A 20,400-nucleotide genomic window follows, 5' to 3' on the forward strand; every position below is an offset into this window, starting at 1 on the left:
CATCCATAAAGCCTGCCCGCTTTGCGGCTGTGCCAGCCGTGGCTGATGCGATAGCGCGCGTCCGCGTCTGGTTCCCCGAACGCGAATTCTTCATGCGCTCGCAAGGGCAGGTCCGGTTCATCCGCATATCCTCGCGCCTGCAGATGACTGTGGCGGGAGCCGTTGCCGGGGCCGTGCTGCTCTGGCTCGTGGTCATGGCGGCAACGCTGATTTCCCAGTTCACCGCATCGCGCGACCGCGCCGCATTGCTTGAGCGCGAAGCCGCCGTTGCATCGGCAGAAAGCCGCGTTGCGAAGTATCGTGGCGGGCTGGAAGGCGTGGCGGACGATCTCAACCGCCGTCAGGACTTCATCGAGAAGGCCATCGAAGGGACGATCGGCGAACTGCCCAAGGACCTCCCGCAAGGCACAGTGTCCGACAGCAGCGCCGAAGCGCAGAAGACGGTCCGCAAGATTTCGATGGAACTGCCCGAAGCCAGAAGCCTCGCCGAAGTCGAAGCGCGCCAGCTCGCCTTTATCGAACGCCTGACCCGATTTGCCGATGCCCGCTCGGCACAGGCCGAGACGGCAATCCGCCGCGTCGGGCTCAACCCCGCGATGCTGCGCGCCTCGGCCCGCGAAGGTCAGGCCAAAAACGGAATGGGCGGCCCGCTGATCCGCCTGTTCACCGGCAGCGACGACACGGTCGATCCGCGCTTTGCCCGCCTCGGCGCGAGCCTCGAGCGCATGGCCGCACTGGAAAAGGGCCTTCGCCGCATCCCCAACACGCTGCCCGCGAGCCTCGAATACATCTCTAGCGGCTTCGGCTATCGTTCCGACCCGTTCACCGGTGGCCCTGCGTTCCACGCAGGCCTCGATTTCCGCGGTCCGGTGGGCGCTCCGATCTATGCCGCAGCAGCAGGGACGGTCAGCTTTGTCGGTCAGCGGCAGGGTTATGGCAACGTCGTCGAAGTCAGCCATGGCAACGGCCTGATGACGCGCTATGCGCATATGTCGCGCACCGAAGCGCGCTTTGGCCAGAAGGTCGAGGCCGGCAGCGAGATCGGCAAGATCGGCAATACCGGGCGCTCCACGGGCCCACATCTCCATTTCGAAGTGCGGATCAACGACCGTCCGGTCAACCCGCGCCCGTTCCTTGAGGCAAACAGGCATGTTCAGGAAATCCGCGCCGGAAGCACCGCGCACACCAACGGGGAGTAACACGACGATGGCCGCGACCTTCTCCGTTCTGGGTCCCGATGTTGCCGTAAAGGGCGATCTTTCGGCCAGTGCAGATCTGCACATCGACGGCACGGTCGAGGGCGACATCACCTGCGCCGCGCTCGTTCAGGGCGAGAAGAGCACGGTGACCGGCGCGATCAAGGCGCAGAGCGCGCGGCTTTCGGGCACGGTCCACGGCTCCATCGAGGCGGGCGAACTGGTGATCCTCAAGACCGCGCGCATTCATGGCGACGTGTCTTATGACGCGCTGACGATCGAACAGGGCGCGCAGGTCGATGGCCGCTTTGCCCATCGCGTCCATGCGGGCGAAGAGCCCTCGCTCACGCTGGTCAGCTGAGGGGTTCCAAAACAAAACTTGCCGATTCGCCATTCCCGTCTTACATCGACCCCGTTCAAGGCCGCTCCGCAAGGGGCGGCCCTTATTGTATCCGCTTTTCAGGTGACCCGCATTTGCGGCGTCCCTCTTCCGGGAGATTGTCCGTGAGCACCCAGCCCACGTATCCGCTGATGCCGCACGCCACCGCGTCGTGGCTCGTCGACAATACCGCACTCACGTTCGAGCAGATCGCCGAGTTCTGCGGGCTGCACATCCTTGAAGTGCAGGCGATGGCCGATGATCTGGCCGGCCAGAAGTACACCGGGCGCGATCCGATCCACTCGGGCGAACTCAACCAGGCCGAGATCGACAAGGGTCAGGCAAACCCCGAATACAAGCTCAAGATGCAGCGCGCGCCGATCTCGGTCAGCCGCACCAAGGGGCCGCGCTACACGCCGGTCTCGAAGCGTCAGGACAAGCCAGACGGCATTGCCTGGATCCTGCGCAATCATCCGGAAGTTTCGGATGCGCAGATCGGCAAGCTGATCGGCACCACGCGCACGACCATCGCCGCGATCCGTGATCGCAGCCACTGGAACATCTCGAACATCAACCCGAAAGACCCGGTGACGCTGGGCCTGTGCTCGCAGCGCGAACTGGATTCGCTGGTGGCCAAGGCCGCGAAGAAGGCCGGCATCGAGGACGACGGCCTTGCCGCCGTGCGCCTGGGTTCGGATCGCGATGCCCTGATCGAGGAACTGCGCGCCGAGCGCGATGCCTCGGCCAAGGCCGCATCGGAAGCCGCGCAGGAAGCCGAAGCCGCCGCCTGGCTCGCCGCCCGCCGCGCCGAGGGCATCTCGGACAGCTGAGGCTGGGCTGATTGCTGGTTTGAAAGGGCCGCCCTTGCGAAGGGGCGGCCTTTTTCATTGGCTATCGCCATTTCCCACCCCCGACCCCTCCCGCTTGCGGGAGGGGGGATGACGGCACTGCGCTTTTACTCCCCTCCCGCAGGCGGGAGGGGCTGGGGGTGGGCATCGCGCGCAGCGCGACTATCGACTGCAGCCTAAACCGCCAGCACAATCTTGCCGATATGGCTGCCCTGCTCCATCCGCGCATGGGCGGCGGAGGCTTCTGCCAGCGGGAAGGTCTGGTCCATGATCGGGCGCAGTTCGCCTGTGGCGACCAGCGGCCAGACGGTCTCGCGGATCTCGGAAGCGAGCGCCGCCTTGAACGCCTTCGAGCGCGGGCGCAGGGTCGAGCCGGTCAGGGTGATGCGGCGGCGCATGACTTCGGCCATGTTGATCTCGGCCTTGAGACCGCCCTGCACCGCGATGGTGACATGGCGGCCGTCGTCAGCCAGACACTTGATGTTGCGCGCCACGTAATCGCCCGCGACCATGTCGAGCACCATGTCGACACCCCGGCCTTCGGTAATGCGCCGGACTTCCTCGACGAAATCGCTGGCCTTGTAATCGATCGCGTGGGCCGCGCCGATGGCCAGCGCCTGCGCGCACTTGTCTGCGCCACCACAGGTGACGATGACCTTTACATCGAACAGCTTGCCCAGCAGCACCGCCATCGAGCCGATCCCGCTGGTGCCGCCGTGGACGAGGATCGTCTCACCCGGCGCCGCCATGCCGCGCTCGAACACGTTGTGCCAGACGGTGAACAGCGTTTCGGGAATCGCCGCCGCCTCTGCCAGCGAAAGGCCGGTGGGAACCTGCAGGCACTGGGCGGCTTCGGCGATGCAATATTGCGCATAGCCGCCGCCTGCGACAAGCGCGCAAACCATCGTGCCGGTGAACGGCCAGGTCACGCCTTCGCCCATGGCGACGACTTGCCCCGAAATCTCCAGTCCCGGCAGGGGCGAGGCATCGGGCGGGGGCGGGTAGAAGCCCTGACGCTGGATCACGTCGGGCCGGTTGACCCCGGCAAAGGCGACCTTGACCAGCACCTGACCCGGCCCCGGCACGGGCACCGCCACCTGTTCGGGACGAAGCACGTCCGGCCCGCCGGGCGCATCCCAGCCGATTGCCGTCATAGTTGCAGGAATGCCGCTCATCCAAAACCCTCGTCCGCGCGAATACCAATTTGCGTCTGGCTAGCCCACGCTAGGCGTTGACAGCAAGGCACTGCAATGCACAAACTGCCCGCAATGGACATTGACGAGCGCCCTCGCCCGAAAGGGGATCTGGCCAGCCAGCTGGCAACAGAGCTGCTCGACCCCTATTCGCACGATGAACTGAACGAGCGCATCCGCCTGCTCGAGCTGGAAATCATGCGCACCGTAGCGCATCGCGACAAGGCCAGCGCCCATCGCGCCGCCGCAGAAGCCCTGTTCGGAAAGCCCCCGCCTTCAGGTGAAGCGGGATGATGTGCGACGCCCTTCCTTTTGCCGGAGGGCGTCACCATATCGCCGGATATGACGATGTCTTCAGGACATCTGTCTTCACCCTCACACGTGGTTTAGCCACGGTTAATAACGCGTGTGCACTCTCCCCTTCAGGGAACCCATCGGCGCCAGCCAGAAAGTAGCCGCAACATGCCCAGTTTCGCCCAGAGCCTCGAGAAAACGCTGCACACCGCGCTCGCCAATGCATCCGAGCGCAGCCACGAGTACGCGACTCTCGAGCATCTCCTGCTGGCCCTGATCGACGATCCGGATGCGGCGCAGGTCATGCAGGCCTGCGGCGTGGACCTTGGCGATCTGGGTGACGTGGTGCGCCAGTACCTCGATCAGGAATACCAGTCGCTCAAGACGCAGGAAAAGGCCGATCCGCAGCCGACCGCCGGGTTCCAGCGGGTGATCCAGCGCGCCATCCTTCACGTGCAGTCCTCGGGCAAGGACACCGTGACCGGAGCGAACGTGCTGGTCGCGCTGTTTTCCGAACGCGATTCCTACGCGGTCTATTTCCTCCAGCAGCAGGACATGAGCCGCCTGGATGCCGTCAGCTTCATCAGCCACGGCATCGGCAAGGGTGGCCGTCAGGTCGAAGGCCGCACGCCCAAGGGCGCCGAGGAAGAGGCCCCCAAGCAGCAGGAGGAGAAGGCCGACGCCAAGGGCCAGAAGAAGGAAACCGCGCTCGACCAGTTCTGCGTCAACCTCAACGAGAAGGCGCTGAACGGCAAGGTCGATCCGCTGATCGGGCGTGGCCCCGAAGTGGACCGCACGATCCAGATCCTGTGCCGCCGCTCCAAGAACAATCCGCTTTATGTGGGCGATCCGGGCGTGGGCAAGACGGCGATTGCCGAAGGCCTTGCGCGCAAGATCGTCGAAGGCGACGTTCCCGAAGTGCTGTCCGAGGCGGTGATCTACTCGCTCGACATGGGCAGCTTGCTCGCCGGCACGCGCTATCGCGGTGACTTCGAGGAACGCCTCAAGCAGGTCGTTTCCGAACTCGAGAAGATGCCGCACGCGGTCCTCTTCATCGACGAGATCCACACCGTGATCGGTGCCGGCGCGACCAGCGGCGGCGCGATGGACGCCTCGAACCTGCTCAAGCCCGCGCTTTCGGGGGGCACGATCCGTTGCATCGGCTCGACCACCTACAAGGAGTTCCGCAACCACTTCGAGAAGGACCGCGCCCTGCTGCGCCGGTTCCAGAAGATCGACGTGAACGAGCCGACCATCGAGGACACGATCAAGATCCTGCGCGGCCTTCGCACCGCGTTCGAGGAGCACCACAAGGTCAAGTACACGCCCGATGCGATCAAGACCGCAGTCGAGCTCTCGGCGCGCTACATCAATGACCGCAAGCTGCCCGACAAGGCGATCGACGTGATCGACGAAGTGGGCGCGATGCAGATGCTGGTGCCGCCTTCGAAGCGCAAGAAGACCATCACCGCCCGCGAGATCGAGCAGGTCATCGCGACGATGGCGCGCATCCCGCCAAAGTCGGTCAGCTCGGACGACAAGAAGGTGCTTGAGCATCTCGACCGCGATCTCAAGCGTCTGGTGTTCGGTCAGGACAAGGCCATCGAGGTGCTGTCCTCGGCGATGAAGCTCAGCCGCGCTGGCCTGCGCGATGCAGACAAGCCGATCGGCTCGTTCCTGTTCTCCGGCCCCACCGGCGTCGGCAAGACCGAAGTCGCGCGCAGCCTTGCCCAGATCATGGGCATCCCGCTGCAGCGCTTCGACATGTCGGAATACATGGAGCGGCACTCGGTCTCGCGCCTGATCGGTGCGCCTCCGGGCTATGTCGGGTTCGATCAGGGCGGGTTGCTCACCGATGCCATCGACCAGCAGCCGCACTGCGTCCTGCTGCTCGACGAGATCGAGAAGGCCCACCCCGACCTGTTCAACATCCTGCTGCAGGTGATGGACAATGGCCGGTTGACCGACCACCACGGCAAGACCGTTGATTTCCGCAACGTGGTCCTGATCATGACCACCAATGCGGGCGCATCGGACATGGCGCGGCAGGGCATCGGCTTTGGCGACGTGTCGAAGGCCGACGCGGGCGATGAGGCGGTGAAGAAGATGTTCACGCCTGAATTCCGCAACCGTCTCGATGCGATCGTGCCGTTCAGCTACCTGCCAACCGAAGTCGTCAGCCGCGTGGTAGACAAGTTCATCCTGCAGCTCGAACTCCAGCTGGCCGAACAGAACGTCCACATCCAGTTCGATGCCGACGCGCGCAGCTGGCTGGCGAAGAAGGGCTATGACAAGCTCTATGGCGCCCGCCCGATGGCCCGCCTGATCCAGGAAAAGGTCAAGAAGCCGCTCGCTGAGGAACTGCTGTTCGGCAAGCTGGCCAATGGCGGCGAGGTCCACGTCAGCCTGAAGGAGGATGCGCTCTCCTTCGAGCTGACCCCGGCCGCACCCAAGCTGGTCAAGAAAAAGGCGAAGAAGGGCAAGGCGGGCTCCGCCGCGACTGAAGAGCCGAGCGCCGACGAAGCCGAGTAAGCTTCTTCCTCGCGCAAGAGATCAAGGCCTGCCCCATCAGGGGTGGGCCTTTTTCTTTTTCGGAAGGGGTTTCCCGCAGAGATGCAAAGTTGCGCAGCGCAACTTCACGGCACGAAGGGCACTGGAACCCAAAGGCCGAACCGTCCATTTCACGATGATGGCGCTGCACTTCTCCTGGCTGAGACCCGAACCGCACGGGCTTTACGTTGCCCCCGCCGATGCGTGGATCGACCCGGCGCGGGCGGTGGATACGGCGCTGGTCACGCACGGCCACGCCGATCACGCACGCGGTGGGCATGGGCTCACCATCGCCACGCCCGAGACGCTGGCGATCATGGCGCTGCGCTATGGCGTACTGGAAACGGCCGCGACGCCTGTGGCCTATGGCGAGACGGTGCGGCTGAAAGGTGGTGTCAGCGCAACTTACGTCCCGGCAGGCCATGTCCTCGGCTCGGCGCAGATCCTGCTCGAACATGCGGGTGAGCGTGTGGTCGTGACCGGCGACTACAAGCGCCGCGCCGATCTTACCTGCCCGCCGTTTGCGGTGACGCCCTGCGATGTCTTCGTGACCGAGGCGACCTTTGGCCTGCCGGTGTTCCGCCATCCGCCGATTGCCGACGAAATGGCCAAGCTTCTCGCCGCGCGCGAGAATGACGCTGGGCGGTGCGTGCTGGTCGGGGCCTATGCGTTGGGCAAGGCGCAGCGGGTAATCGCGGAGCTTCGCGCCGCCGGGTATCATGAGACGATCTGGCTGCACGGCGCGATGGAGCGGATGTGCAGGCTCTATGAGGAGCACGGCGTCGATCTTGGCGATCTGAGGCAGGTGGCAGGGGTGGCAAAGGCGGCGCTGGAAAACGCCATCGTGGTCTGCCCGCCCTCTGCACTCAATGATCGCTGGAGCAGGCGCCTGCCCGATCCGGTCACCGCCATGGCGTCAGGCTGGATGCGCGTGCGGCAGCGGGCGCGGCAACGCGGCGTGGAACTGCCGCTGATCATCTCCGACCATGCCGACTGGGACGAGCTGACCCAGACCATCGCGCAAGTAAACCCGTCCGAAACGTGGGTCACCCATGGCCGCGAGGAAGCGCTGTTGCGCTGGTGCGAACTGACCCAGCGCAAGGCCCGCGCGCTGGCGCTGGTGGGGTATGAGGATGAGGACGACTGATGGAGCGCTTCGCCGCCCTGCTCGATGCGCTCGTGCTCACCCCATCGCGCAATGCCAAACTGGCGCTGCTGGCCGACTACTTGCGCGAAACGCCCGATCCGGACCGGGGCTGGGCGCTGGCCGCACTGACCGACGGGCTGGACTTTCCGGCAGTGAAGGCCAGCCTGATCCGCAGCCTGATGGCCGAGCGGGTTGATCCGGTGCTGTGGACGCTCAGCCGCGATTACGTGGGCGATACTGCCGAGACGGCAAGCCTGCTCTGGCCGGAACCTGTGGGTGTTCAACATCCCACGCCGACTGTCGCCGAAGTGGTCGATACACTGCACGCCACCACACGCAGCACCGCGCCTGCCGTCGTGGCAGAGCTCATGGACCGTCTTGACGTCAATGGTCGCTATGCTTTTCTGAAGCTTGCGACTGGCGCCATGCGCATCGGCATCTCCGCAAGGCTGGCGAAAGTGGCATTTGCCCAAGCCTTCGACGTCAGCGTGGAAGACGTCGAGGAGTACTGGCACGGGCAGGCCCCGCCCTACATTCCGCTGTTCGACTGGGCGGCAAATGGTGCGGCCCCGCCGCGAACCGATCTGCTGCCGTTGTTCCGGCCGTTCATGCTCGCCCATCCGTTGGAGGCGGAAAGCCTCGACCTGTCGGAATTCGCGGCGGAGTGGAAGTGGGACGGGATTCGCGTGCAGATCGTCCACGTTGCGGGCGAAACGCGCGTCTATTCGCGCGGTGGCGACGACATCTCGGGGACATTCCCGGAAGTGACCGCCGCGCTGACAATCCCTTGCGTGCTCGATGGCGAATTGCTCGTGCGTGGAGCACATCAGGGTGGCGAGATCGGGGGGGCGGCGAGTTTCAATGCGCTCCAACAGCGCCTGGGCCGCAAGACGGTGTCGAAGGCAATGCTCGCCGATTATCCCGCCTTCGTGCGCCTCTACGATCTGCTGATCGACGAGGGCGAGGACTTGCGCGAGTGGGCGTGGGAGCAGCGGCGGGCACGGCTCGAAGCGCTGGTGCCGCGCCTCGACTCGAGTCGGTTCGACCTCTCACAAGTGATCGCGGCCAAGGACTTCGATGATCTCGCCGAGATCCGTGCGCGGGCGCGGGATGACGCCATCGAAGGCGTCATGTTGAAGCGGCGCGATTCGCCTTATGTGGCGGGGCGGCGGACCGGGCTGTGGTACAAGTGGAAGCGCGATCCGCTGCTGATCGATTGCGTGCTGATGTACGCGCAAAGGGGCAGCGGCAAGCGCTCATCTTTCTATTCCGATTTCACCTTCGGCTGCTGGAACGGCGATCCCGATGCGGGCGCGGAACTGCTGCCGGTGGGCAAGGCCTACTTCGGCTTCACCGACGAGGAACTGAAGTTCCTCGACCGCCACGTCCGTCAGCACACGATCGCCAAGTTCGGCCCGGTGCGCGAGACCGACAAGTCGCTGGTATTCGAGGTGGCGTTCGATTCGGTCCATGCCAGCAAGCGCCACAAGTCGGGCGTCGCCATGCGCTTCCCCCGCATCAGCCGCATCCGCACCGACAAGCCAGCGCATGAAGCGGATCGGCTGGAGACGCTCAAAGGTCTGATTGCGGACTGAGCTTTCACGGAACCACGCGCGCGCCGTGCCGTTTCCCGGTAACTATCCGGGAGAGAACGATAATGGCAAACCTTCTGCTCGCCGCGCCCGCCTATGCGCTGGGCCGCCTCGCCTGGGCATCGCTGCGCACCGGAAGCGAGTGGACGCGGTATCGGCAATGGGATGCCGTGGCGACGAACTGGGCGATCGGTGCCGTGCTCGGTGGCATGGCGGCAGGGCTTGCCGCAAAGGCGCTTCCTCACCGGGATTGATCCCGGTCAATGCCGCTTGGACAACGGCAGGGCAGGACCGAGGCTCCAGATTCCTTCCCCCGGAGCCCGACCCTTGGCCACCCAAGCACCTGCAACGAGTCCCTATGAGCGCCTTGGCGGTATCGACGTGCTGCGCCAGATAACCGACCGCTTCTATGACCTGATGGATACGGACCCGGCCTACAAGGCGCTGCGCGATATGCATGCAGCCGATCTTGGCCCCATGCGCGAATCGCTTCCCGGCTTCCTTGCCGGATGGAGCGGCGGCCCGCGCCAGTGGTTCGAGGCCAATCCCGGCAAGTGCATGATGTCGATGCACAAGCCCTTCCCGATCACGCGAGAAACGGCGACGCAATGGGCCGATTGCATGGCCCGCGCCATCACAGATGTCGCGCCGGACGATCGCGAGATTGCCGAAGGGCTGAGCCAGGTGCTGGGACAGATGGCGCGCGGCATGGCACGCAACTGATTCCCAGCCGGGCACAGGCCCGCTAGAAGGCCTGCGTGATCCTCAATGACCGACAGCGCCGCGCCTTTGCCATGGCCCTTGCCGCGATGGCCGGCTTCGTCGATTCGGTCGGCTTCCTCTCGGCGCACGGCTATTTCGTCTCGTTCATGTCGGGCAACACCACCCGGCTTGGCGTAGCGCTCGGTACGGCACCAGCGGATGCTCTGGTGCCCGCCCTGCTGATCCTCGGATTCATATCCGGCGTGACCGGTGGCGCTCTCGTTTCGGAGCGCGCGGGCGTCTTGCGCAAGCCCGCCGTGCTGGCGCTGGTCACATTGCTGCTGCTCGCCGCATCGCTCGCCCGCGCCCTTGATCATGACGCGATGATGATGGGCGGCCTTGTTCTCGCCATGGGTGCGCTCAACAACACGTTCCAGCGCGATGGCGAAGTGACGGTGGGCCTTACCTACATGACGGGAGCGCTGGTCAAGCTCGGCATCGGGCTGGCGGGGCAGCTGGCAGGCAAGCGGCAGAGCGGTTGGACATCCTGGGCACAATTGTGGATGGGGCTGCTGGCCGGCGCGGTGCTGGGCGCATTCCTGCAGGACCGCCTGCCTATGGGCTGCCTGTGGATCGCCAGCGCATGGTCCGCGCTGATGGTAGCCATTGCGTTCAGGGTTCCAGAGGAATCCTGAACAGCTTTTCGCGCGAAGTTGCGCCGCGCAACATTTCCACTTTCGACGGCGCGACTTCCAGCGCCAGCGCCAGCAGTTCGAGAACGGCGGTCGTGGCCTTGCCGTCCTCAGGCTTGGCCCGCACCTTGACCGATACGCGGCCCTCTTCGATCTCGATGCCTTCGCTGCGCGCGCCTGGCGTCACCCGCACGGCCAGCCGTCCTTCACTGTCCGCAAGCGCCCGCAAGGCAGCGGGCGACGGGAGGTCAGCCTTCGGTCGTGCCAAGGACAGCTGCCTTATGCGCCTGTCCGTTCTGGACGTAGTGCTGCACGCCGCGCTGCATCTCGGTGATCGCAACGTCGTTGAGATCGCGCATGTACGCTGCGGGGCGTCCGCTCCACAGCTGGCGCGAAAGCACGCGCTTGCCACCGGTCAGCATCGCGCCAGCCGCCAGCATGCCATCGCTCTCGATATGCGCGCCGCTCATCACGATGGCGCCGAGGCCGACGAAACCGCGATCCTCGATCACGCAGCCGTGGACCATGGCAAGATGGCCGACCAGCACGTCCTCGCCGATGATCGTCGGGAAACCGTCGGGTTTGTTCGGCGCCGGACTGTCGACATGGATGACGCTGCCGTCCTGGATATTGGTGCGCGCGCCGATGCGGATGGCGTTCACGTCGCCGCGCAGCACGCAGTTGTACCAGATGGATACGTCCGGCCCGATCTCGACATCGCCGATGATCCGGCAGCCCGGCGCAATGAACGCGGATTCGTGGACGCGCGGCATCTTGCCATTGAACGGAATGATCGAAACGTCGGGATAGGTCATTTACTTGCTCATCAGGCGCGCCGCATGGGCAGCATGGTAGGTCAGCACGCCAGAGCAGCCCGCGCGCTTGAACGCCACTAGCGTTTCGAGCACCATCGCGTCGCGATCGGCAGCACCCGCCGCCACAGCCGCCTCTATCATCGCGTATTCGCCGCTCACCTGATAGGCGAAGACCGGCACGCCGAACGTTTCCTTAACGCGGCATGCGATGTCGAGGTAAGGCAGGCCCGGTTTGACCATCACGCTGTCCGCGCCCTCGGCCAGATCCATCTCGACCTCGCGCAGCGCTTCCTCGGCATTGCCCGGGTCCATCTGGTAGGTCTTCTTGTTGCCCTTGAGCAGCCCGCTTGACCCCACGGCGTCACGGAACGGACCATAGAACGCCGAGGCGTACTTGGCCGCATAGGACATGATCTGCACGTTGGCGTGGCCAGCACCTTCCAGCGCCTCGCGGATCGCACCGATGCGGCCATCCATCATGTCCGATGGCGCGATGATGTCAGCGCCCGCCGCCGCCTGGTTGAGGCTCTGGCCGACGAGCATCTCGACGGTTGCGTCGTTCAGGACATAGCCCTGCTCGTCAATCAGCCCGTCCTGGCCATGGCTGGTATAGGGATCGAGCGCGACGTCGGTCAGCACGCCGATGTCGTCGCCACAGGCGTCCTTGATCGCGCGGATGGCGCGGCACATCAGGTTGTCGGGGTTCAGGGCTTCCTTGCCGTCTTCGCTGCGGCGGTCAGCCTGCGTGTTCGGAAACAGCGCAAGGCAGGGAATGCCGAGCGCCACCGCTTCCTTTGCCCGCGCCACGATCCCGTCGACCGACCAGCGCGATACGCCGGGAAGCGAAAGAATCGGGTCTTCGACGCCTTGCCCTTCGGTCACGAACAACGGCCAGATCAGGTCGGCAGGCGTGACGAGCACCTCGCGGTGCATGGCGCGGCTCCACGCGGTGGCACGGGTGCGGCGCAGGCGGATCATCGGATAGCTGGTCATGGTTGCAGGCGTAGCGAACCAGCGATGCGGCTGCAATCACCGGCTGCGATTTGCCGGGATCGCCGTGATCTGGGCAAGCTTGCTGCGGAACGCCGCCAGTTGCGCCGGGTCAACCGCGGCGCGCTGCACGATCGAGGTCATCGACAGCGGGTTCACCGTCTGCCCGCCACGATACATCTCGTAATGCAGATGCGGGCCGGTGGAGAGGCCGGTCGAGCCGACATAGCCGATCACCTGACCACGCCGCACGCTCATGCCCGGAGCCACAGCGATGCGGCTCATGTGACCGTAACCTGTGCCAATGCCACCGCCGTGATCGAGCCGCACGTAGTTGCCGTGCCCGCCGTGCCATCCGGCAAAGCTCACGCGCCCGTCGGTGGCAGCATAGATCGGAGCGCCCCAGCTGGCGGCGAAGTCTATCCCGGCATGCATGCGGACGTAACCGAGGATCGGGTGGCGGCGTGCGCCGTAGCCCGAGGTGATGTGACCATTGACCGGCGCGCCAAGGAAGCCGGTGGTCTCCTGCGCGCCCTCAGCCATGCCCTGCGGCGAATAGAACGCGCCGTCATTGCCCCAGCGCAGCAGTTGCAGAACCGGCTTTCCGGCGCGGACCACGCCTGCATAAAGTAGGTCGCCCGCCTGCTCCTCGCCGGTTCCGGCACGGCGGTTGGCAAAGACGAGGTCGAACTCGTCGCCCGGGGCAATTTCCTCGAAGGCCATGTGCTCGTCGATGGTGCGCAGGTAGTCTTGCACGGCCGACGGCGGTGCACCTGCTGCGCGGGCAGAACGATATAGGCTCGCCCCGACGATGCCGCGAATGCGCATGGGCGAAGTGTCCACCGCAATGGCGTTCGACGCCAGCACCAGCCCGCCGCCACTGCGCCGGATATCCAGTGCAAGATCGAAGCGCGGACGGAACGAGAGCTGTTCCAGCGGACGTGGCTGGGCCGGACTGGAGCGCGCGCCGAGCCTGATAGCAAAGCGTGTACCCTCCGGGATTGCGCCGGGCTTCACCTGCCCGCCCACCAGATCGATGACGCGGACGATGTCGGTGCTGGCAAGGCCTGCGCGCTGCAACATGCGCGGGAAGCTGTCGCCGGCACCGAGCGTTGCAGAAAGATCGATGCTGGGCCGCTCAGGCGCCGCAGCCAGCGGGATGACGGCAGAGGTCGCGGTCATGTGGCGGCCATTGTCGGCGCCGAGCGCGAGTGGACGGATGCCCTGCACGCGCATTTCAGCCTGCGCCGCCTCATCGAGAACAGTGAGCGGCGCAGCCTGCAACGGCGCGAAGTCGGGCCACATCAGCACAGCCGCTGCGCCAAGACCGAGCATCGTTCCAAACCCGCGGAACCAGCGGGCGCTACCGATGTCCTCAGCAAGATCGGGCGCAAGATCGACTTTCGCGAACCAGCGTTCGACCGGTGCGATCACGCGGGGCCAATGATGTGCTAACCGCTGCTCGAACGTACGAAGCAGACGCTGCGCACGCGAGGGCAGGACAGGCGCACGCGGCGGGGCAGTGCGCTGGCCGAAGCCGCTCCCCCCACCCGCTCCGGCGAGCGCCATCATCTGATCTCGTGGCGTGAACACGTGTCCTGCTTACCCTCTTGGGCTCCGGACTGCACGTTCAAGGTTAATGTTCGGTGAAATCGTGATGTCTCAAGGGTGTGGCAGGGCAAGCCCGGGGTCGTTATGCTGAGAGCGCAACAGGGGGAATGGCATTGAGCGGAACCGAGACACTCGGCGACATGGCAGGGGCATTGGCAGCGGCACGCACCGTCGAGCCGACGGCTGGAGAATACCGGAGCGATGGTCACACCCATGAATCCGCCTGCCTGAACTGCGGCACGGCACTTGTCGGCAGCCACTGCCACGCCTGCGGGCAGGCCGCACACGTTCACAAGACGCTTGGCGCGTTCTTTCACGACCTGCTGCACGGCGTATTCCACTTCGAAGGCAAGATCTGGCGCACGCTGCCGATGCTCGTGGCCAGGCCCGGAAGGCTCACCCGCGAATACATTGACGGCAAGCGCGCCTCTTACGTCTCGCCCATCGCGCTTTTCCTGTTCTGCGTGTTCCTGCTGTTCACCACGATCAATTCGCTGGGCGGGGACATCGGCGCCAACGTCAACGTAACCGTGGATCAGGCGCTGAAGAACGAACGCAAGGACCTCGCCGAGTTGGTGGCCTCGCGCAAGGAAGCCGCTGGCGATCCCGAACTGCTCGCCAGGATCGACAAGGGCATCGCCGAATCGAATGACAACATCGCCGCAATGGAAAAGCTGAAAGCGAGCGGCGTCAGCGTTTCGAACATCGACACCAGCGGCCTCGAGACGGCGAGCGACATCGGCTGGATCAACGAGGCGGTGAAGAAGGCAAAGGCCAATCCCGGCCTCGCGCTCTACAAGGTGCAGACCTACAGCTACAAGCTGAGCTGGGCACTGATCCCGATCTCGGTACCGTTCCTGTGGCTGCTGTTCCCGTTCAGTCGCCGCTTCGGGCTCTACGATCACACCGTGTTCGTCACCTATTCGCTCTGCTTCATGACCCTGCTTGGCATCGTGGCGACGATCGGGAACACTCTCGGCATCGCAAACATCGGCGTAATCGCCATCCTTCCGCCGATCCACATGCTGCTGCAATTGCGCGGGGCCTATGGACTTTCGTGGTTCGGCGCGTGGTGGCGGACGTGGTTCCTCAGCATGTTCGCCTTTCTGGCGATGATGCTGTTCGCGTTGGTAATCCTGGTTGAGGCGGGCGGATAAGGCTGTCGCGCAAACGAAAAGGGCGGAGGTTTCCCCCCGCCCTTTCGCATTTCGATCAAGCTTGAATCAGGCCGGCTGCGGGCTGGCCGAACCGCCGAACTTGCGTCCGGCGCGGGGAACGGCCGAGCCCTGTGCCGAGACCGGACGGGCCGGGCCACTCGGGCTTTGCGGACGGTCGAGCTTGCCGCTTTCGAGCAGATCCTTGATCTCGTCGCCCGTCAGCGTCTCATACTCGAGTAGCGCCTGGGCAAGAAGGTGGAGCTTGTCCTCGTTGGTCTTGAGGATGTCGGTCGCCCGCGCATGGGCACCGTCGACAAGGCCACGGATTTCGCTGTCGATCAGCTTGTTGGTCTCGTCCGAGGCGAACAGGCGGGCAGATCCGCCCATACCAAGGTAGCCTTCCTGCTGATCTTCGTACTGCAGCGGCCCAAGCTTGTCGGACATGCCCCACTTTGTCACCATCGAGCGCGCCAGCGAAGTGGCGTACTGGATGTCCGACGAAGCGCCCGACGACACCTTGTCGTGCCCGAAGATCAGCTCTTCGGCGACGCGGCCACCCATGGCGACCGAGAGGTTCGCGTGCATCTTGTCGCGGTGATAGGAATAGCTGTCACGCTCAGGCAGGCGCATGACCATGCCCAGCGCGCGGCCGCGCGGGATGATCGTGGCCTTGTGTATCGGGTCGGATGCCGGTTCCTGCACCGAGACGATGGCATGGCCAGCCTCATGATAGGCGGTCATTTTCTTTTCGTCGTCGGTCATGACCATCGAGCGGCGTTCCGCACCCATCATGACCTTGTCCTTGGCGTCCTCGAACTCCTGCATGGCAACAAGGCGCTTGTTGCGGCGCGCGGCGAGCAGGGCGGCCTCGTTGACGAGGTTGGCAAGGTCCGCGCCCGAGAAGCCCGGCGTGCCGCGCGCGATGGTGCGCGGGTTGACGTCGGGCGCGAGCGGCACCTTCTTCATGTGCACCGAGAGAATCTTTTCGCGGCCCTCGATATCGGGGATCGGCACGACCACCTGACGGTCAAATCGGCCGGGACGCAGCAGCGCAGGGTCGAGCACGTCAGGGCGGTTGGTTGCCGCGATGATGATGATGCCTTCGTTGGCCTCGAAGCCGTCCATCTCGACCAGCAGCTGGTTCAGCGTCTGCTCGCGCTCGTCATTCGAATTGCCGAGGCCGTGGCCACGGTGGCGGCCGACGGCGTCGATTTCATCGATGAACACGATGCATGGCGCGTTTTTCTTGGCCTGCTCGAACATGTCGCGCACGCGGCTTGCGCCGACGCCGACGAACATCTCGACGAAGTCCGAGCCCGAGATTGTGAAGAACGGCACGCCTGCTTCACCGGCGATCGCGCGGGCGAGCAGGGTCTTGCCGGTGCCGGGCGAACCGACCAGCAGCGCGCCCTTGGGGATCTGACCACCGAGCTTGGAGAAGCGCGATGGATCGCGCAGGAACTCGACGATTTCCTCCAGCTCCTCACGCGCTTCGTCGATGCCGGCAACGTCATCGAAAGTGACGCGGCCCGACCGTTCGGTGAGCAGCTTGGCCTTGGACTTGCCAAAGCCCATCGCGCCCGAACCGCCGCCCTTCTGCATCTGGCGCAGCGCGAAGAAGGCAACGCCGAGAATCAGCAGGAACGGCAGCGAGTTGAACAGAATGTACATCAGCATGTTCGGCTGTTCTGCCGCCTTGCCCGCGTACTGCACGTTGTTGTCGGCCAGCAGCTTGGGCAGGTCCGAATCGCCGGGCACCGGCACCGTGGCGAACTGGCCACCGTTCTTGAGCGTGCCCGTGATCCGCTCCGGCGCGATCTCGACCGAGCGGACCAGACCTTCGCTCACCTGGCTGCGGAAAGCGGAATAGGGAATGGTCGTCGCGGTCGTATCGACGCGCGAACCGAACATCGAGACGACGAGCAGGAGTGCGAGGAATATCCCGCCCCAGACGAGGAGGCTCTTGATCCACGGATTGCCCTGGGGCTGGTCGTCGTTCATCGCTGTCTTTCCGCAATCGCCCGGGGACGCGGGCGGGTATGAAGCCAATGTAGGATTGGCCTTCAGAATCTCAATAACGCCTGAATCGCTATATAAAGCAATTGCGGTTTTTCAGCGACCTGTCCCGCTAGGGCAGGTTCAGGCGTCGCGGCGCTTTGGCGCAAGGGTAAAACGCCATGCCCCGTCGCGGCCATCGGCCTTGATTCCGCCAAGCGTCGCCACCCCTTTCGCTTCAAGCGACTCGAGCCAGCGGACGAGCTCGCCCCCGCGCGGGGACGGGGCGTTGAAATGCGCCATCACACGTTCCAGCAAGCGTAGCGCCAGCACCCGCGGCAGGTCTGGCGGCGGGGTGATGTGAATGGCGGATGCGTCGACGGCAACTTGCGTCCACAGCTGCGCCAGTGCCCAGTCGAGCGCCACATCGGCCTGCGCCAGATGCGCGGCACTTGTCGCAAAGCCATTGGCGTCGAAAGCTTGTGTTGACGTCATGGCTTCACGCGCCCGCACCCGCTCATAGCTGGCGTCGTGATTCGATGGATCGAGTGCCGGGGCGATTCCGGCGGCTTCGACTACCGCGCCAAGCTCTGCCCGCCGCCACCCCAGCAGCGGGCGCAGCAGGGGCAGTTCGGCCGCGCCCGGCACCTGAGCCACGCTGCGCATTGCGGCAAGTCCGCGCAGGCCTGCACCACGGTTCAGGCGCATCACCATCGTCTCGGCCTGATCGTCGGCGTGGTGGGCGGTGACGAGGGCGCACAAGTCCTGTTCACGCATCCATCCTGCCAGTGCGTGATACCGCGCCGCCCGCGCCCGCTCCTGCACGGCACTGCCCTTGGCGAGCGAAATCGTCAGCGTCGTGTGGGCAATGCCGCGTTCCGCGCAGAGGCCAGCGACCATCGCCGCCTCATTCGCGCTTTCCGGGCGCAGACCATGATCGACCGTCGCCACGGAGAAGTCGCGCGGCGCAACTTCGTGGAACAGCAGCAGCATGGCGAGGCTGTCCGGCCCGCCCGATACGGCAAGCCCGACGCGACCTTCAGGAGCAACCGCTGCCCACTGCGCGGCAAAGCGCGCAGCCGCAGCGGTCAGGCTATTCCCGAGACCATTACTTGCACTTCACCGAGCCGCGCGCGGCATCATACTGGCCCTTGAGGCGACCGGCGATCTCGTCCGGGTAGGTCGAGGCGAGTTCGGCGAACGCACCGCAGGCCTTCTCGGTGTCCTTGAGCTTGACCATGGCAATGCCGAGATAAAGCAGGCTGTCAGGTGCACGCGCGCCCTTCTTGTCGGCAAGGTAGTTCTGCAGGAAGAACTGCGCCGCGGTGCCTGGTTTTCCATCATCGAGCCATGCGCGGCCGAGCAGGTTGCGACCGAAGCTGATCATGCTGTGCTTGGGATAGCGATCGACGTAGATCTGCAACTGCTGCTGCGCCTCTGGATAGAACTTGGCTTCCCACAGCCGGAAACCGTAGTTGTAGTCGTCCATCCCGGCATCGGCAGTGGCGGGCTTCTCGATCGCCTGAACGGCGGCGACGCGTGCTGCCGAGGGTGTGAGAGGCTTGGCGGCAGGCGCTGCGGCAGGCTTGGCCGGAGGTGTTGCAGCGGGCTTTGCAGGTGGTGTCGCGACAGGCTTGGGCGCTGGCGCGGCAGGCGTTGCAACTGGCGTGGCCTGGGGAGCCGGAGACTCTGCCACTGGCTCGGCAGCCGACGCGGCAGCAGCCTCAAGCTTCGCCAGCCTTTCCTCGAGCTTGGCGGTCCGGTTCTGACCTTCCTCGACCTGCGCGGTCAGGCGCGACATCTGCGCTTCGACCGCGTCCATCCGCGCAAGGATATCGCTTACCGCCGACGAGGCTGGGGCAGTCGCAGGGGCGGCAGCAGCCTGGCCGGGCGTGATTTCGGGCACGAAAGTCTTGCCCGCGCCATCGGGGAAGACCTTGCGCTGCATCGCGCGGATTTCCGCCTCGATCCGGCGCAGGCGCATTTCCGGATCGACCGGCGCGGCAGAGGCCTTCGGAGCAGCCGACTGCGCAAACAGCGGCGTGACGGCAGGGACAGTCAGTCCCATCAGTATAGCAGCAAGCGGCGCGGCGCGCCGGAGAGTCATCGTCATGGTCATTCCCGTACTGCGGCCCGGTACAGCGGCGCTCGCACGATCCCGCGAACGCTGTTCAGCCGTTAACCGAAGATTGCCCGATCAGGGCCGCCAAGTCGAGACGGTGTCAGCGCAAGGCCGTGGATGCAGGTGCAGTCGTCGCCGCAGCGGGTGTCGGCGCAGCGACCGGCGCCGATCCTTCGGCCGGAGCGCTTGTCGCTGCCGTATCCGCACGACGGCGTGCAGTCGTCCGCCTTGGTGCCGCAGGCTGTCTGGTCGCCGACACGGCATTCTCCGTGACCGTCGGTGCAGGGACCGCCGCGCGAGCCAGCAGCGCCGACGCCGTCACGGGCACGTCCTTCACGATGCCTTCCTTCTCGGCAATCCGTGGCACTGCCTGACCACCGATCGTGATCGACAGCGCATCGGGCCGCCCCGTCCAAAGCTTGGGGTCCAGGGCATCGGCCGGAACAGTGAAACTTTCGCCCTTGGCCAGTTCCTTTTGGAGGATCTGCTTGCCCTGGCCGTCATAGAACTTGACCCAGATACGGTCCTCGGTCGCCGTGAAGACAACCGGTCCGGAAGGTATCGGCGGGGTGACCGGGGCAGCCGCAGCAGAGGGCGCAGCCGCAGGCGTGGCTTCCTCAGGCCCGACCAGCGAGGGCAGTTCGGCAGAGGGCAGGTAATAGCTGCGCCAGAACACCAGCCCAGCGAGCGCTATGGCAAGAGCAAGGCCCGCCGCCAACCAGCCGGTCAGCCGTGTAGGCGTCTTGATCGGATCGCCGACCTCGAACTGGTTTATCACCCGTGGCGGTGGCGGTGGCGCATGGGTGTCGAGTTCGGCGCGTACCGCATCGGCAATCACTCTTTCGTCCAGTCCGACTGCCTTTGCATAGCTGCGGGCAAAGCCCAGCGCATAGGGTCGACCTGGCAGCGAAGCGTAGTCACCCGCTTCGATCGCCTCAAGATGGCGTGAAGTGACGCGTGTAAGCTGGGAAAGCTGCTTGATATCCAGACCTGCAGCCTCGCGGGCCGCGCGCAGAGTGTCGTTCACGCGCGGCCTGCCAGGTTCTCCGGCGGGCGTGAGCGTGGTATCGTCATTGGTAATGTCCTGCAGACCGCCGGCTTCAGCCAAGGCGTGGCT

20 protein-coding genes are annotated in these 20,400 nt (G+C 65.0%); 11 read left to right on the top strand and 9 right to left on the bottom strand.

What is annotated here, in order from left to right; all coding sequences use genetic code 11:
• Positions 1–92 precede the first annotated feature (92 nt).
• From ACZ1JW_RS06215 to ACZ1JW_RS06225, 3 genes are all read left to right on the top strand, one after another.
• A complete protein-coding gene (locus tag ACZ1JW_RS06215) occupies positions 93–1,199 on the top strand; it encodes a M23 family metallopeptidase (protein ID WP_465142738.1) in 1,107 nt (368 codons plus the stop codon).
• Between the two features lie 7 nt (positions 1,200–1,206).
• A complete protein-coding gene (locus tag ACZ1JW_RS06220; protein WP_465142350.1) occupies positions 1,207–1,557 on the top strand; it encodes a bactofilin family protein in 351 nt (116 codons plus the stop codon).
• A gap of 170 nt (positions 1,558–1,727) precedes the next feature.
• Positions 1,728–2,405 carry a DUF1013 domain-containing protein gene (locus tag ACZ1JW_RS06225; RefSeq protein WP_465142739.1) on the top strand — a complete coding sequence of 226 codons (678 nt, stop codon included), beginning with the start codon at positions 1,728–1,730 and terminating at the stop codon, positions 2,403–2,405.
• Between the two features lie 194 nt (positions 2,406–2,599).
• Here the strand turns inward: ACZ1JW_RS06225 and ACZ1JW_RS06230 are convergent, their stop codons facing one another.
• Positions 2,600–3,598: an NAD(P)H-quinone oxidoreductase gene (locus ACZ1JW_RS06230; protein ID WP_465142351.1), complete on the bottom strand. Its 999-nt coding sequence runs from the start codon at positions 3,596–3,598 to the stop codon at positions 2,600–2,602.
• 75 nt (positions 3,599–3,673) lie between these two features.
• Here ACZ1JW_RS06230 and ACZ1JW_RS06235 point away from each other — a divergent pair, with 75 nt between their 5' ends.
• From ACZ1JW_RS06235 to ACZ1JW_RS06265, 7 genes are all read left to right on the top strand, one after another.
• Complete coding sequence (locus ACZ1JW_RS06235; RefSeq protein ID WP_465142352.1) at positions 3,674–3,910, top strand: DUF1192 family protein; 237 nt, start codon at positions 3,674–3,676, stop codon at positions 3,908–3,910.
• 168 nt (positions 3,911–4,078) lie between these two features.
• Entirely contained in the window at positions 4,079–6,442 is a 2,364-nt protein-coding gene (gene clpA / locus ACZ1JW_RS06240; RefSeq protein ID WP_465142353.1) for an ATP-dependent Clp protease ATP-binding subunit ClpA, read from the top strand.
• Between the two features lie 154 nt (positions 6,443–6,596).
• A complete protein-coding gene (locus ACZ1JW_RS06245; RefSeq protein WP_465124370.1) occupies positions 6,597–7,607 on the top strand; it encodes a ligase-associated DNA damage response exonuclease in 1,011 nt (336 codons plus the stop codon).
• Entirely contained in the window at positions 7,607–9,202 is a 1,596-nt protein-coding gene (locus tag ACZ1JW_RS06250) for a cisplatin damage response ATP-dependent DNA ligase (RefSeq protein ID WP_465142354.1), read from the top strand. The genes ACZ1JW_RS06245 and ACZ1JW_RS06250 overlap by 1 nt, the downstream gene beginning before the upstream one ends.
• 62 nt (positions 9,203–9,264) lie before the next feature.
• On the top strand, positions 9,265–9,453 hold the full coding sequence (locus ACZ1JW_RS06255) for a hypothetical protein (RefSeq protein ID WP_465124368.1): 189 nt from the start codon (positions 9,265–9,267) through the stop codon (positions 9,451–9,453).
• A gap of 73 nt (positions 9,454–9,526) precedes the next feature.
• Positions 9,527–9,922 (top strand): group II truncated hemoglobin, encoded by a 396-nt coding sequence (locus ACZ1JW_RS06260; RefSeq protein WP_465142355.1) that lies wholly within the window; start codon positions 9,527–9,529, stop codon positions 9,920–9,922.
• Between the two features lie 35 nt (positions 9,923–9,957).
• A complete protein-coding gene (locus ACZ1JW_RS06265; protein WP_465142356.1) occupies positions 9,958–10,596 on the top strand; it encodes a YoaK family protein in 639 nt (212 codons plus the stop codon).
• Here ACZ1JW_RS06265 and ACZ1JW_RS06270 read toward each other — a convergent pair.
• From ACZ1JW_RS06270 to ACZ1JW_RS06285, 4 genes are read right to left on the bottom strand one after another with little or no spacing between them, the layout of a single operon-like run.
• On the bottom strand, positions 10,574–10,861 hold the full coding sequence (locus tag ACZ1JW_RS06270) for a DUF167 domain-containing protein (protein WP_465124365.1): 288 nt from the start codon (positions 10,859–10,861) through the stop codon (positions 10,574–10,576). The two genes, ACZ1JW_RS06265 and ACZ1JW_RS06270, sit on opposite strands and share 23 nt — an antisense overlap.
• Positions 10,842–11,408, bottom strand: a complete 567-nt coding sequence (locus ACZ1JW_RS06275) for a gamma carbonic anhydrase family protein (RefSeq protein WP_465124364.1) — start codon at positions 11,406–11,408, stop codon at positions 10,842–10,844. The genes ACZ1JW_RS06270 and ACZ1JW_RS06275 overlap by 20 nt, the downstream gene beginning before the upstream one ends.
• On the bottom strand, positions 11,409–12,401 hold the full coding sequence (hemB, locus tag ACZ1JW_RS06280) for a porphobilinogen synthase (protein ID WP_465142357.1): 993 nt from the start codon (positions 12,399–12,401) through the stop codon (positions 11,409–11,411).
• A gap of 36 nt (positions 12,402–12,437) precedes the next feature.
• A complete protein-coding gene (locus ACZ1JW_RS06285; RefSeq protein WP_465142358.1) occupies positions 12,438–13,991 on the bottom strand; it encodes a peptidoglycan DD-metalloendopeptidase family protein in 1,554 nt (517 codons plus the stop codon).
• 125 nt (positions 13,992–14,116) lie between these two features.
• On the opposite strand from ACZ1JW_RS06285, the gene ACZ1JW_RS06290 reads away from it, so the two are divergent.
• Positions 14,117–15,166 carry a DUF3667 domain-containing protein gene (locus ACZ1JW_RS06290; protein ID WP_465142359.1) on the top strand — a complete coding sequence of 350 codons (1,050 nt, stop codon included), beginning with the start codon at positions 14,117–14,119 and terminating at the stop codon, positions 15,164–15,166.
• Positions 15,167–15,232: 66 nt separating this feature from the next.
• Here ACZ1JW_RS06290 and ftsH read toward each other — a convergent pair whose 3' ends face one another.
• The 4 genes from ftsH to ACZ1JW_RS06310 all read right to left on the bottom strand — a co-directional run bounded on the left by ftsH (position 15,233) and on the right by ACZ1JW_RS06310 (position 20,391).
• Positions 15,233–17,167: an ATP-dependent zinc metalloprotease FtsH gene (gene ftsH, locus ACZ1JW_RS06295; protein WP_465142360.1), complete on the bottom strand. Its 1,935-nt coding sequence runs from the start codon at positions 17,165–17,167 to the stop codon at positions 15,233–15,235.
• Positions 17,168–17,305: 138 nt separating this feature from the next.
• A complete protein-coding gene (gene tilS, locus ACZ1JW_RS06300; protein WP_465142361.1) occupies positions 17,306–18,154 on the bottom strand; it encodes a tRNA lysidine(34) synthetase TilS in 849 nt (282 codons plus the stop codon).
• 115 nt (positions 18,155–18,269) lie between these two features.
• Positions 18,270–19,274: a tetratricopeptide repeat protein gene (locus tag ACZ1JW_RS06305; RefSeq protein ID WP_465142362.1), complete on the bottom strand. Its 1,005-nt coding sequence runs from the start codon at positions 19,272–19,274 to the stop codon at positions 18,270–18,272.
• A gap of 109 nt (positions 19,275–19,383) precedes the next feature.
• Positions 19,384–20,391 (bottom strand): helix-turn-helix domain-containing protein, encoded by a 1,008-nt coding sequence (locus tag ACZ1JW_RS06310; protein ID WP_465142363.1) that lies wholly within the window; start codon positions 20,389–20,391, stop codon positions 19,384–19,386.
• Positions 20,392–20,400: the final 9 nt, after the last annotated feature.

Source organism: Novosphingobium sp. BL-A-28-Hi1-0D (assembly GCF_055521755.1).